Annotated in this window: 10 protein-coding genes; 9 read left to right on the top strand and 1 reads right to left on the bottom strand. The window is 70.0% G+C overall.

Features of this window, described 5'->3' with window-relative positions; genetic code table 11:
• Window positions 1-85 precede the first annotated feature (85 nt).
• From J4N02_RS02855 to J4N02_RS02835, 5 genes are all read left to right on the top strand, one after another.
• Complete coding sequence (locus J4N02_RS02855; RefSeq protein WP_182817241.1) at window positions 86-1042, top strand: siderophore ABC transporter substrate-binding protein; 957 nt, start codon at window positions 86-88, stop codon at window positions 1040-1042.
• Entirely contained in the window at window positions 1042-2061 is a 1020-nt protein-coding gene (locus J4N02_RS02850; protein ID WP_188333993.1) for an ABC transporter permease, read from the top strand. Before J4N02_RS02855 ends, J4N02_RS02850 begins: the two co-directional genes overlap by 1 nt.
• Complete coding sequence (locus J4N02_RS02845) at window positions 2054-3145, top strand: iron chelate uptake ABC transporter family permease subunit (RefSeq protein ID WP_208091094.1); 1092 nt, start codon at window positions 2054-2056, stop codon at window positions 3143-3145. Before J4N02_RS02850 ends, J4N02_RS02845 begins: the two co-directional genes overlap by 8 nt.
• Window positions 3142-3903 carry an ABC transporter ATP-binding protein gene (locus J4N02_RS02840; RefSeq protein WP_188333992.1) on the top strand — a complete coding sequence of 254 codons (762 nt, stop codon included), beginning with the start codon at window positions 3142-3144 and terminating at the stop codon, window positions 3901-3903. Before J4N02_RS02845 ends, J4N02_RS02840 begins: the two co-directional genes overlap by 4 nt.
• A gap of 194 nt (window positions 3904-4097) precedes the next feature.
• Complete coding sequence (locus J4N02_RS02835) at window positions 4098-4604, top strand: DUF4112 domain-containing protein (protein WP_208091093.1); 507 nt, start codon at window positions 4098-4100, stop codon at window positions 4602-4604.
• A 60-nt stretch (window positions 4605-4664) separates the two neighbouring features.
• On the opposite strand, the gene J4N02_RS02830 is transcribed toward J4N02_RS02835, so the two are convergent.
• Window positions 4665-6134: an MFS transporter gene (locus J4N02_RS02830; RefSeq protein ID WP_188333991.1), complete on the bottom strand. Its 1470-nt coding sequence runs from the start codon at window positions 6132-6134 to the stop codon at window positions 4665-4667.
• A gap of 282 nt (window positions 6135-6416) precedes the next feature.
• Between J4N02_RS02830 and J4N02_RS02825 the strand changes: the two genes are divergently transcribed.
• From J4N02_RS02825 to J4N02_RS02810, 4 genes are all read left to right on the top strand, one after another.
• On the top strand, window positions 6417-6986 hold the full coding sequence (locus J4N02_RS02825) for a GNAT family N-acetyltransferase (RefSeq protein WP_182817251.1): 570 nt from the start codon (window positions 6417-6419) through the stop codon (window positions 6984-6986).
• A gap of 89 nt (window positions 6987-7075) precedes the next feature.
• Window positions 7076-8707 (top strand): NAD(P)-binding protein, encoded by a 1632-nt coding sequence (locus tag J4N02_RS02820; protein WP_188333990.1) that lies wholly within the window; start codon window positions 7076-7078, stop codon window positions 8705-8707.
• Window positions 8704-12291, top strand: coding sequence for a pyruvate:ferredoxin (flavodoxin) oxidoreductase (gene nifJ, locus J4N02_RS02815; RefSeq protein ID WP_375539357.1), 3588 nt, complete (start codon window positions 8704-8706; stop codon window positions 12289-12291). The genes J4N02_RS02820 and nifJ overlap by 4 nt, the downstream gene beginning before the upstream one ends.
• On the top strand, window positions 12291-13304 hold the full coding sequence (locus tag J4N02_RS02810; RefSeq protein ID WP_188333988.1) for a dihydroorotate dehydrogenase-like protein: 1014 nt from the start codon (window positions 12291-12293) through the stop codon (window positions 13302-13304). The genes nifJ and J4N02_RS02810 overlap by 1 nt, the downstream gene beginning before the upstream one ends.
• Window position 13305: the final 1 nt, after the last annotated feature.

The raw sequence follows: 13305 nt of genomic DNA, 5'->3' as shown, positions 1-13305 counted from the left end.
GCGAATTTGTGGCGCGCCCCCGTGCCGTGGTTAGGTAAGCCTTAGTTAGGCAAACCTAACCTCACCCGACCTCGTCTGGAGCCCCATGAACCGCCTCCTCGCCCGTGTGGCCGTGCCCGCCGTCGCAGCATCCGTCGCCCTCGTCGGCTGCTCCGCCCCCGCAGGCACCCCGGCCCCGGCGAACGCCGCGCCCGCGGGCTCCGGCACCGTGACGATCACCCACAAGCAGGGCACCGCCGAGGTCACGAAGAACCCGGCCAAGGTCGTCGTGCTCGACTTCGCCAGCCTCGACACCCTCGACGCCCTCGACCTCGAGGACCGCGTCATCGGCACCGCCGAGGCGACTCTGCCCTCCTCGCTGGACGAGTACGCCGACGTCGAGCGCGTCGGCACCGCCCAGGAGCCCGACCTCGAGGCCATCGCGCGGCTCGCCCCCGACGCGATCATCATCTCCGGCCGCTCGGCCGCCAAGTTCGCCGAGCTGAACCAGGTCGCCCCGACGATCGACCTGAGCTCCGACAACGCCAAGCCGATCGAGTCGCTCACCACGGGCGCGCAGACGCTGGGCGACCTGTTCGACGTCCGCCCGAAGGTTGACGAGGAGCTCGCCGAGCTGAACGCGAAGATCGAGGACGCCAAGAAGTCCGTCCCCGCCGACACCAACGCGCTGATCCTGCTCACCTCCGGTGGCAAGGTCTCGGCCTTCGGCCCCGGCGCGCGCTTCGGCGGCCTCATCCACGACGTGCTCGGGGTGCCCGCCGCGGCGACCGACCTCGAGGCGTCCCAGCACGGCCAGGCGGTCAGCTTCGAGTTCATCGCCGAGACCAACCCCGAGACGCTCTTCGTCGTCGACCGCGACGCCGCGATCGGCCAGCAGGGCCAGGCGGCCGAGCAGGTGCTCGACAACCCGCTCGTCGCCCGCACGCCGGCCTGGACCAACGACAAGGTCACCTACCTCGACGGGGCCGACTGGTACCTGATCGGGTTCGGCCTCGACTCCACCGAGCGCATGGTCGAGGCGGTCAAGGACGCCGTCAGCTGATGTCCGTCGCCACGCCCGAGCGCGCCGACGCCCGTCACGGGGCCGTCGCCACCGCCGCTCCCGCCCGCACCTGGGGTGCGCTGGCGGGGGGCGTCGTGGCGGTGCTGCTCCTGGCGGGCGTCTCGCTGTTCGTCGGCGTGGCCGAGGTGTCGGTGGCCGACGTCCTGACGGGCCGGGCCGACTACGAGCTGATCGCGGTCAGCCGCGTCCCGCGCACGGTGGCGCTGATCCTGGCCGGGGCGGGCCTGGCGGTGTCGGGCCTGATCATGCAGTTGCTCACCCGCAACGTGTTCGTCGAGCCGTCGACGGCCGGCACGCTCGACTTCGCCACCCTGGGCCTGCTCGCGTGCGCGCTGCTGTGGCCGGGCGCCCCGATCATCGTGAAGATGGTGCTCGCCACGGCGTTCGCCCTGGCCGGCACCGCGCTGTTCCTGCGCATCCTCAAGGTCGTGCCGCTCAAGGACGTGCTGATCGTGCCGCTCGTCGGGCTCATGCTCGGCGGGGTCATCGGCGCGTTCGCGACGTTCGTGGCCTACCGCGCCGACCTGGTCCAGAGCCTGAACGCCTGGACGACCGGCGACTTCTCCGCCGTCGTCGCCGGGCGGTTCGAGCTGCTCTGGGTGGCCGGCCTGCTGGTCGTCGTGGCCGCCGTGACCGCCGACCGGTTCACCGTCGCCGGCCTGGGCGAGGCCTTCACCACCAACCTCGGGCTGGACTACCGCCGCACGATGGCCGTCGGCATGACCGTCGTGGCCGTCACGTCGGCCACCGTCGTCATCACCGTCGGGGCCCTGCCGTTCCTGGGCCTGGTGGTGCCGAACGTGGTGCGCGCGGTGATCGGCGACAACGCCCGCCGCTCGGTGCCGTGGGTCGCGCTGCTCGGCGCGGCCCTCGTGCTGGTGTGCGACCTGATCGCCCGCCTGGTGATCCACCCCTTCGAGATGCCGATCGCCACCGTGCTCGGCGTCGTCGGCGCGGTGGCGTTCCTCGCCCTGCTCGCCAAGGGGCGACGTGTCTGAGCGGGGCGCGGCGGCCCCCGCCGAGGGCTTGGGTTTTCGGCGTCCAGGGCTTGAGTTTCCGGCCGGGGCGGGAGACAACCCGAGCCCTGGGCGTCCGAAGGGCAAGCCCTCGGCGCGGAAAACCCAAGCCCTCGGCAGGCCCGGCACCCGTCTGGCGATCCTCGGCGGGCTGGCCCTGGCCTGCATCGCGGTCTACCTGCTCGGCGACCTCAGCGGCAACCTGAACTACATCCTCGGACGCCGCGCGATCACCCTGGCCACCCTCGTCGTCGTCGCGGCCGCCATCGGGGTCTCGACGGTGCTGTTCCACACGGTCACGGCCAACCGGATCCTCACGCCCTCGATCATGGGTCTGGACTCCCTCTACATGGCCCTGCAGACCGTCGCCGTGTTCACCCTCGGCGCGTTCGGGGCCTCCAGCCTGCCCGCGCCGATCATGTTCGGCGTCGAGCTCGGCGCGATGGTGCTGTTCTCGCTGATCCTGTTCTCGGTCGTCATGGGGCGCTACAGCAGCAGCCTGACGATGATGCTGCTGGTCGGCGTCCTCATCGGGGGACTGTTCCGAGGGCTCAGTTCCTTCCTGCAGCGCCTGATGAGCCCCGAGGACTTCCAAGTCCTCTCCGACCGCTTCTTCGCCGACTTCACCGGCGCCGACCCCGCCCTGCTCGGCCTGAGCTCGGCGATCGTCGTGACGCTCACCGCGGCGGCGTGGTGGTTCCGCCACGAGCTCGACGTGGTCGGGCTGGGCCGCGACTTGGCCATCTGCCTGGGGATCAACCACCGCCGGGTCACGATGATCGTGCTCGTCGGCGTCGCCCTCCTCGTCGGCACCTCGACCGCCCTGGTCGGGCCCACGATGTTCTTCGGCCTCCTCGCCAGCCACCTCGCCTACCGGGCGCTCGGCACCCAGCGCCACGCCTGGACGATCCCCGGCACGATCCTCGCCGGCACCATCGCCCTCGTCGGTGGGCAGTGGGCCTTCGAGCGCGTGCTCGGCCTGGCCGGTAGCCTCTCGATGATCGTCGAGTTCGTCGGCGGCATCACGTTCATCATCCTGCTCCTGGCCGGAGGTCGCCGCCGTTGATCATCAGCACCCACGTCAGCGCCGCGTACGGCGAGACCGTCGTCGTCGATGACGTCAGCATCCTGGTGCCCAAGGGCGGCGTCACCGCGCTCGTCGGCCCCAACGGCGCCGGCAAGTCCACCCTGCTCGCGGTCATGGCCCGCCTCATGGGCGCCAAGGCCGGCACCGTGTCGGTGGACGGGCTCGACGTCGCGACCACGCCGTCCGACGTGCTGGCCAAGCGGCTGGCGATCCTCAAGCAGGACAACCACCCCGGCATCCGCCTCACCGTCCGCGACCTGGTCGGCTTCGGGCGCTACCCGCACTCCCGTGGCCGGCTGACCGACGCCGACCGCGCCCACGTCGAGCAGGCCATGGGCTGGCTCGACCTCGAGGGGCTGGGCGACCGGTTCCTCGACGAGCTGTCCGGCGGCCAGCGGCAGCGCGCGTTCGTCGCGATGGTGCTCGCCCAGGACACCGACTACATCCTGCTCGACGAGCCCCTCAACAACCTCGACATGGCCCACGCGGTCGCGATGATGAAGCTGCTGCGCCGCGCCGCCGACGAGCTCGACCGCACGTTCGTGGTGGTGCTGCACGACCTCAACGCCGCGGCGGTGTACTCCGACCACATGGTCGCCATGGCCGACGGCAAGGTCGTGGCGGCGGGCAAGACCCACGAGCTGATGAACGACGACCTGCTGTCGCGCGTGTTCGGGCTGCCGATCTCCGTCCACGACGTGGCGGGTCGCCGCCAGGCGGTCTTCTACACGCGCTGAGCCTGCGAAAGCAGCGACCGGGGCGCCTCATACGAGCCCCGGTCACACCCATCCAAGGGCACCGGACGCCGTGGGTCCGGGAGGCGCGCCGACGGCGTCCGGGCCTGAACCCGTGCCCCGGCGACGGGACCGCCGGCGCCGATCGGGGGAAGCCCCGATACCCCGCCCTGACTTGGGCGTTCACAATGGAACCCATGAGCACACGCCCGAGCCGCGCCACCGAGACCCAGCGCGTCTACCCCGAGATCGCGATGAGCCGCACCCTGGCGCGGTTCTCCGACGACCTGGGGAAGATCCCGGGCACCGACATCGGCATCGGCGCCGACGCCCTCGTCGGGCTCATCCCCGGCATCGGCGACATCGTCGGCACGGGCCTGTCCAGCGCGATCATGGTGGACGCCGTGCGCCAGCGCGTGCCGATCCCCGTCCTGGCGCGCATGGGCTGGAACCTGCTCGTCGACACCGGGTTGGGTTTCGTCCCGGTCGTGGGCGACGCCGCCGACGTCATGCACCGGGCCAACCGCAAGAACTACCGCCTGCTCGAGAAGTGCGTGGCCGAGGGACGCCACGTCGACGTCTCGGCCAAGGGCTACCTCGGGCTCGCCGTCGCCACCGTCGTGGGCTTCGTGCTCGTGTCGCTGGTGCTGGTCGGGCTGCTGATCTGGGGCATCGTCTCCGGCATCGGGGCGATCGTCACCTGAGGCCAGGACAGACAGCAGGGGCGGACGCCGTCGGCGTCCGCCCCTGCTGGGTCTCGTGGATCAGAACTTGCCCTGCTCGATGAGCGCGGTGCGCTCGGCCTGCAGGTGCACATCCTTCTCGTACGTCTTGTAGAACACGAAGAAGTAGATCGCGTTGATGAAGTACGGGATAGAGACCAGCAGCAGGATGGTGAGCGGCAGGCTGCCGATCGCCTTGGACACATTGCCGAGCACGAGGCTGTAGACCACGTTGATGCCGCCCTGGATCAGGGAGAACAGCACGGCGAACGAGGTGGCGGACAGCTGCTTGGGGCAGACGGATGACACCATCGGGAGGACACAGCCGGAGAAGCCGATGGAGAAGACCAGGCCCATGAGGAAGACGAGCACGTAGTAGACGATGCTCGGGTCCTGCAGCACCTGCTGGCCGTCACCGGACTGGATGCCCGGCGTCCAGACCTTGTAGAAGTACATGGTGATCGCGATGATCGAGCCGAAGAGTACGGCGTAGATCTGGAACAGCATGATGCGGCCCTTGTGGCCGAACTTCTTCACGAAGGCGTCGGCGAGGAAGCCACCAAGGAGCGCGGAAAGCGTCGCACCGATCGAGAAGGCCGTGTAGAGGTAGGAGCCGTTCTTCACGCCGAAGCCCATGTCGCGGGCCCACACCTGACCCATGAAGCCGAAGAGCACCAGTGAGGTGACCAGCAGCAGCATCGGGGCGATCAGGGCGATGGTCGGGATCTTGAACAGCTTGACGGCGTCGGCGAGCGAGAACATGCCGGCCTCGGCCTTGAGCTCGTCGGCGTTCTCCTTCTCCACCTTCTTGGGCTCGTTCACGAAGATCAGGATCAGGATGCCGGAGACGATCGACAGGACGCCCATGGTGATGAAGGCGTAGCGCCAACCGTTGGGGTCGCCACCGAACTGGCCGAGCGCCGGGGTCAGGACGAAGCCGAGGCCGGACGCCGTCGCACGGACGGTGCCGAACGCCTTGCCGCGCTCGGAGCGCTTGTACAGCGAGCCGAGCAGGCCGTTGAGGATGGGCTCGGACGCCACGGTGCCGACCAGCGAGATGCCGTACAGGACGAGCAGCATCGTCCAGGACTGGGCAAAGGCGGCGCCAAGGGTCCACACGCCCCACAGGCCGGTGACGATGAAGAGGATCAGCTTGCGGCCGAAGCGGTCGGCCAGCATGGCCCAGACGGGGCCGAAGATCATGCGAGCGGCGTTGCCGAGGGCGTTCAGCAGACCGAGTTCGGCGTCTGAGAGGCCGAACGCGTTCATGATCTGCGGGAAGAACGTCTTGGAGACGCCACCCTCGGAGTTGTCGATGGACTGCGACACGCCCAGGGCGATCGTCGCGCCGAGGCGTCCCTTCGGGGGTACGAAGTCGCGCTCGTCGTCGGTCTCGTCGCCGTCGACGACCGTGACGCCGGCGGGGGTCACGGCGGCCATGTCATCGGTGCCGGGAACCTGGGTCGACCCGCCCAGTGGATCGCCCTCGGGGCGGTAGTTGTTGTCAGGCATTGGCGCTCGACCTCTCTCTTCCTTGAACCAGGTACCCGAGCCGAATTTCTTGCTGTCTCCTGGGGTGATCAGGGGTCGCAATCGGCGTTGCTGTTCTGCTCGGTTGACAGCAGTATCACCCGTTGTTCCACCGCGATGTGGGGAAGCCGGGAAGTTGCCATCGGTTGACATGCAGGTGAATCGCTGGCGATGCAATTCGGGGCAACAGCGCCCACCTACGATGGGGATCATGCTTGTTGCCTTCTCCGTAGCGCCGTCCGGCGAGCGTCTGGAGCGCCACCTGTGAGCCTCATCACGCCCGTCGGCCACGACGACGTCGACGACGTCGTCCGCGCCCACATCGCCCAACAGCACGTCGCCTACGCGCACATCGCCGACGGCGGGCACGCACGCGCCCTGTGGTCCTCCTTCGACCGGCGGGTCGCGCAGATGCACGACGAGGTGGACGCCGCGGCCGCCGCCACGGCGTCCGGTGGGGAACCTGACGTGGTGCACCTCGTCGCCCGCGGGGAGCGCGGGGCGGTCGTGGGCGTCGCGGCCGCGTTCCGCGGCGTGGGCCAGTGGGAGCGCGAGCTGTTCGGGGAGACCTGGGAGCACCCCGGCCCGGCCTGGTGCCTGGACACCCTCTACGTGATGCCCGGCGTGCGGGGGTCGGGGCTGGGCCTGCGCCTCATGGACGTCGCCCTCCCCCACCGGCGGGCCGCCTACCTGTGGGTGATCAGCGACAACGTCGGCGCGATCCGCTTCTACGAGCGCAACGGGTTCCACCCCGACGGGTTCGCCGGCCGCTCGGGGCCCAGTTGGGGCGACATGGACATGCTGCGCATGGTCCGCCCCGAGCCCGCCGCCTGACGACGCAGGTCGACCGCTCCGGCGGGGAGGCGAAGTTCTACTACACGCGGTAGTGTCTGGGGGACAACTGTGACCACCGGAGGTCTCCCATGCAACAGCCGACGCCGCGCAACCTGACGCCCCTGCCCGACCTGGGCGCCTCCCAGGGCCGAGTGGGCCCGACCCGCGTCAGGATGCCCATCTACGTCGACCTCCTGCCCCCCTGCAACCAGGCCTGCCCGGCCGGCGAGAACATCCAGGAGTGGCTGCGCCTGGTCAAGGCCAAGGAGGATCACGCGGCCTGGCTGGAGCTCACGCGGAACAACCCGTTCCCGGCGATCCACGGGCGCGTCTGCTACCACCCGTGCGAGACCTCCTGCAACCGGGTCGAGCTCGACGGCGCCGTCAGCATCCACTCGGTCGAGCGCTACCTGGGCGACCTCGCGATCGCCAACAACTGGCAGTTCCAGGGGCCGGCGCGCACGAGCGGCCGCAAGGTGCTGGTCATCGGCTCGGGCCCCTCGGGCCTGAGCGCCGCCTACCACCTGGCCATGCTGGGCCACGAGGTGGAGGTGCACGACTCCTCCGACCTGCCCGGCGGCATGATGCGCTACGGCATCCCCGAGTACCGGCTGCCGCGTGACGTCCTCGACGCCGAGGTCGACCGCATCCGCGCCCTGGGCGTTCGGTTCGTGCAGAACCACACGGTCACCGACCTGCTCGCCGAGCAGGCCGAGGGCCACTTCGACGCCGTGTTCGTCGCGATCGGCGCCCACCTGTCCAAGCGCGTCGACATCCCGACCATGGACGCCGGCCGCATCGTCGACGCCGTCGGCTTCCTGCGCGACGTCGCCTCCGGCGAGCGCCCGGTCATCGGACGCCGCGTGGCCGTCTACGGCGGCGGCAACACCGCGATGGACGCCGCCCGCGTGGCCCGGCGCCTGGGCGCGGAGGAGTCGATCGTCGTCTACCGCCGCACGCAGGAGCACATGCCCGCGCACGCCGAGGAGCACGACGAGGCCGTCCGCGAGGGCGTGAAGATGAACTGGCTGCGCACCATCAACCAGTTCGACGAGGGCCACATGCAGGTCGAGATCATGGAGATCAACGACGAGGGCAAGGCCGTCGGCACCGGCCGCTACGAGACGCTCGAGGCCGACACCGTCATCCTCGCGCTGGGCCAGGAGGCCGACTCCGGCTTCCTCCGCACGATCCCCGGCATGCGGTTCGACGGCGACGTCGTCCAGGTCGACCCGAACACGCTCATGACCGACGTGCCCGGCATCTTCGCCGGCGGCGACGCAGTCCCCTCGGAGCGCACCGTCACCATCGGCGTGGGCCACGGCAAGAAGGCCGCCCGCGTCATCGACCGCTGGCTCGCCCAGCGCCCCGTGACCGAGCACCCGAAGAACCCGGTCGCCACGTTCGACAAGCTCAACCTCTGGTACTGGGGCGACGACCGCGCCACCACCCAGCCCGAGCTCGACGTCGCCCAGCGGCTCAACTTCGACGAGATCGTGGGCGGCCTGACCGACGACCAGGCGCGCACCGAGGCGTGGCGCTGCCTGAGCTGCGGCAACTGCATCGAGTGCGACGGTTGCCTGGGCTCCTGCCCCGAGGACGCCGTGATCAAGCTCGGCAAGGGCCTGCGGTACCGGTACGACTACACCAAGTGCACCGGCTGCGGCACCTGCTACGAGCAGTGCCCCGTGCACGCCATCGAGATGATCCCCGAGCGCTGAGAAGGAACGACACCACCATGACCCGAGCGATCATCGACGGCAACGAGGCCGCTGTATCCGTTGCCTTCCGGCTCAACGAGCTGTGCTCGATCTACCCGATCACCCCGTCCTCGACGATGGCCGAGCTGGCCGACGAGTGGGCCGCCCAGGGGCAGGCGAACGTGTTCGGCGTCCGCCCGACCGTGATCGAGATGCAGTCCGAGGGCGGCGCGGCCGGCGCCCTCCACGGCGCGCTGCAGGGCGGCGCCATGTCGACGACCTTCACGGCGTCGCAGGGCCTGCTGCTCATGATCCCGAACATGTACAAGATCGCCGGCGAGCTCACCTCGACGGTGTTCCACGTCGCCGCCCGCTCGCTGGCCGCCCAGGGCCTGTCGATCTTCGGCGACCACCAGGACGTCATGGCCGTGCGCCAGACCGGCTTCGCCCTGCTGGGTTCGGCCTCGGTCCAGGAGGCCCACGACTTCGCCGCCATCGCCCAGCTCTCCACGCTGCGCTCCCGCGTGCCGTTCCTGCACTTCTTCGACGGCTTCCGCACCAGCCACGAGCTGAACACGCTCGACATGCTCAGCGACGACGACCTGCGCGCCTACGTGCCCGAGGACCTCATCCGCGAGCACCGCCGCCGGGCCCTGAGCCCCGAGCACCCCTACATCCGCGGCACGGCGCAGAACCCCGACACCTACTTCCAGTCCCGCGAGACGGTGAACCCCTTCTACGAGAAGGTGCCCGGCATCGTCAGCCAGGCCATGGAGGAGTTCGCCGCGCTGACCGGCCGCCGCTACGGCCTGGTCGAGTACCACGGCGACCCCCAGGCCGAGCGCGTCATCGTGATCATGGGCTCCGCGGCCCAGACCGTCATCCAGGCCGTCGACCACCTGAACGCGACCGGCGAGAAGGTCGGCGTGGTCCAGATCCGGCTCTATCGCCCCTTCCCCGTCGAGGACGTCCTGGCCGCGCTGCCGGCGTCCGCCACGAAGGTCGCGGTCATGGACCGCACCAAGGAGCCCGGCGCGGGCGGCGAGCCGCTGTTCCTCGACGTGACCAGCGCGCTGGCCGAGGCAGTGGCGTCCGGACGCCGCGCCAGCCTGCCCAAGGTCATCGGCGGCCGCTACGGCCTCTCCAGCAAGGAGTTCACCCCCGGCATGGTCGTGGGCGTGTTCGATGAACTCGCCACGGCGTCCCCCCGCCCGCGGTTCACCGTCGGCATCAACGACGACGTGTCGCTGACCAGCATCGACTACCCGGGCTGGCTCGACGTCGAGTCCCCCGAGACGCTGCGCGCGGTGTTCTACGGCATCGGCTCCGACGGCACGGTCGGCGCGAACAAGAACACCATCAAGATCCTGGGCGGCAACGAGGGCACCTACGCGCAGGGCTACTTCGTCTACGACTCGAAGAAGTCCGGCTCGCGCACGGTCAGCCACCTGCGCTTCGGCCCCAAGCCGATCACCGCGCCCTACCTGATCAACGCCGCCGGGTTCATCGGGGTGCACCACTGGTCGATCCTCGAGCGGGTCGACGTGCTGCGCTACGCCCGCCAGGGCACGGTCGTGCTCGTCAACGCGCCCTACCCGCCCGAGGAGCTGTTCGGACGCCTCCCCCGCCGCATGCAGGAGCGCCTGATCGAGTTCAACTGCGAGCTGTGGACCGTGGACGCCAACTCCGTGGCCCGCACCGCCGGCATGGGCAACCGCACCAACACCGTCCTCCAGACGTGCTTCTTCGCGATCAGCAAGGTCATGCCGCGCGACGCGGCCATCGAGGACGTCAAGAAGTCGATCCGCAAGACGTACGGACGCCGTGGCGCCGACGTCGTGGCCAAGAACGAGGCGGCGGTGGACGCCGCGGTCGCCCATCTGCACCGCGTCGAGGTTCCCGACGAGCCGGCCTCCGACGTCGGGATGATCCCGCCGGTGCCCGACCACGCCCCGGCCTTCGTGCGCGACGTGACCTCGGCGATGCTGCTCGACGAGGGCGACAGCCTGCCGGTCTCGGCGCTGCCCGTCGACGGCACCTACCCCTCGGGCACGACCCAGTACGAGAAGCGGAACATCTCCGACATCATCGCCGTCTGGGATGAGGCGGCCTGCATCCAGTGCGGCAACTGCGCGTTCGTGTGCCCCCACTCGGTGCTGCGCGCGAAGTACTACGACGAGGCCGCCCTCGAGGGGGCCCCGGCCACCTTCCAGACCGCCGAGCTGAACGCCGCCGGCCTGCCCGGCGCGCGGTACACGCTGCAGGTGTACGCCGAGGACTGCACCGGCTGCGGCCTGTGCGTCGAGGCGTGCCCGGTCCAGGTCACCGACGGCGGCGGGCGCAAGGCCATCAACCTGACCCCCGTCCTCGACCGCGGCCCCGCCCGGCAGAACGTGGCGTTCTACGAGACGATCGCCGTCAACATGCGGTCGCGCGTCGACTTCGGGACCGTCCGCGGCGTCCAGTACCTCGAGCCGCTGTTCGAGTTCTCGGGGGCCTGCTCCGGCTGTGGCGAGACCCCGTACCTGAAGCTGCTGTCCCAGCTGTTCGGCGGGCGGGCGTCCATCGCCAACGCCACCGGCTGCAGCTCGATCTACGGCGGCAACCTGCCCACCACCCCGTGGTCGCGCAACCACTACGGCCGCGGCCCGGCGTGGTCCAACTCGCTGTTCGAGGACAACGCCGAGTTCGGCCTCGGGCTGCGGCTGGCCGCCGACCTGCACACCAAGCTCGCCCGCGAGCGGCTGGAGCAGATGCGCGGCGAGCTCGGCGACGACGGCTTGGTCGACGGCATCCTCGACAACGACCAGCTGTACGAGTCGGACATCTCGGCGCAGTTCCGGGCCGTGGAGGAGCTCAAATTCCTGCTCGACCGGATCGAGGGCCCGCGCGCGGCCGACCTGCGCTCGGTGGCCGACCACCTGCTCCGCCGCTCGGTGTGGATCGTCGGCGGTGACGGCTGGGCCTACGACATCGGCTCCGGCGGCCTCGACCACGTGCTCGCCTCGGGCCGCAACGTCAACGTGCTGGTGCTCGACACCGAGGTGTACTCCAACACCGGCGGCCAGGCCTCGAAGGCCACCCCGATGGGCGCCGTGGCGAAGTTCGCCTCCGGCGGCAAGGAGACCATCAGCAAGGACCTGGCCATGCAGGCCATCGCCTACGGCAACGTGTACGTCGCCCGCATCGCGATGGGCGCCGACCCGCAGCAGACGCTCAAGGCGTTCCGCGAGGCCGAGTCCTACGACGGCCCGTCGCTGATCCTGGCCTACAGCCACTGCATCGCCCACGGCATCGACATGGCCAAGGGCCTCGACCAGCAGTACATGGCGGTGAACTCCGGACACTGGCCGCTCATGCGGTTCAACCCGGTGCTGCGCCAGCAGGGCCGCAACCCGTTCCTGCTCGACTCGCCGCGCCCGCGGTTCCCGCTGCGCACCTACCATGACAACGAGCTGCGGTTCCGCATGCTGAAGGCCACCGACCCCGAGGCCGCCGAGCGCATGGTCGAGTTCGGCCAGATGCAGGTCAACCGCCGGTGGAACGACTACGAAGAGATGTCCAACCGGACAGCGGCCGAGTTCGCCGCCGACGCGAAGGAGTGATGATGGACCTCACGACCCAGTACCTGGGCCTGGAGCTCGAGCACCCCGTGGTGGCCTCGGCCGGTCCGCTGTCCCAGACGTTGGCGGGGGTGGAGGCCCTGGCCGCGGGCGGGGCGTCCGCCATCGTGCTGTACTCGCTGTTCGAGGAGCAGCTGCGCGCCGAGGTGGCGCGCGACGAGCAGCTCATCGACGTGCAGTCCAACGCGTTCGCCGAGGCCCTGGACTACTTCCCGACCGCGCCGATCACGACCAAGTCGGCCGCGTTCTCGTACCTGTCGCTGGTCGAGCGGGCCGCGAAGTCGGTGGACGTGCCGATCATCGCCTCGCTCAACGGCGCCGACCTGGGCGGCTGGGTGGAGTTCTCCCGCGAGGTCGCCGACGCCGGCGCCGCCGCGATCGAGCTGAACATCTACATGGTCCCCGGCGACGTGAAGACCTCGGGCGACCTCGTCGTGAAGCGCCACCTCGAGATCGTCTCGGCGGTCTCCGACGCGGTGAACATCCCCGTGTCGGTCAAGATGTCGCCCTACTTCAGCGCGGTCGGCAACGTCGCGCTGCAGCTGGTGGACGCCGGGGCGGCCGGGCTCGTCCTGTTCAACCGGTTCCTCAACCCGGACGTGGACATCGAGACGCTGAACACCGACGCCGAGTTCGAGCTGTCGACGCCGCAGGAGGGCCGCCTGCCCCGCACGTGGATCGCCTCGCTGCGCAACCACACCACGGCCTCGCTGGCCGGGTCGTCGGGCGTGGAGTCCTCCGACGACGTCGTGAAGTACCTGCTCGCCGGCGCCGACGTGGTCATGACCACCGCGGCGCTGATCCGGCACGGGCGCGGCTACACCCGCGAGCTCGTCGGCGGCCTGCAGAGCTGGATGGTCCGCAAGGGCTTCGTCTCGCTCGACCAGGTGCGCGGCATGCTCGCGGTACCCACCGTCTGGGACGGCGAGGCCGTCCGTCGCGGCGGGTACGTCTCCGCGATCCAGGCCGCGAAGGCCCGCTACGGCGCCCTGTGAC

The sequence above is a fragment of the Propioniciclava sp. MC1595 genome (assembly GCF_017569205.1).
Taxonomy (GTDB): Bacteria; Actinomycetota; Actinomycetes; order Propionibacteriales; family Propionibacteriaceae; genus Propioniciclava.
The sequence above is the reverse complement of the archived record's forward strand: the minus strand, read 5'-3'. Positions and strand labels throughout refer to the sequence as shown.

What these genes read in the sequence shown, in the direction of transcription:
- J4N02_RS02855 (WP_182817241.1), top strand. Translation starts at nt 86, where the DNA reads ATGAACCGCCTCCTCGCCCGTGTGGCCGTGCCCGCCGTCGCAGCATCC.
- J4N02_RS02850 (WP_188333993.1), top strand. Translation starts at nt 1,042, where the DNA reads ATGTCCGTCGCCACGCCCGAGCGCGCCGACGCCCGTCACGGGGCCGTC.
- J4N02_RS02835 (WP_208091093.1), top strand. Translation starts at nt 4,098, where the DNA reads ATGAGCACACGCCCGAGCCGCGCCACCGAGACCCAGCGCGTCTACCCC.
- J4N02_RS02830 (WP_188333991.1), bottom strand. Translation starts at nt 6,134, where the DNA reads ATGCCTGACAACAACTACCGCCCCGAGGGCGATCCACTGGGCGGGTCG.
- J4N02_RS02820 (WP_188333990.1), top strand. Translation starts at nt 7,076, where the DNA reads ATGCAACAGCCGACGCCGCGCAACCTGACGCCCCTGCCCGACCTGGGC.
- J4N02_RS02810 (WP_188333988.1), top strand. Translation starts at nt 12,291, where the DNA reads ATGATGGACCTCACGACCCAGTACCTGGGCCTGGAGCTCGAGCACCCC.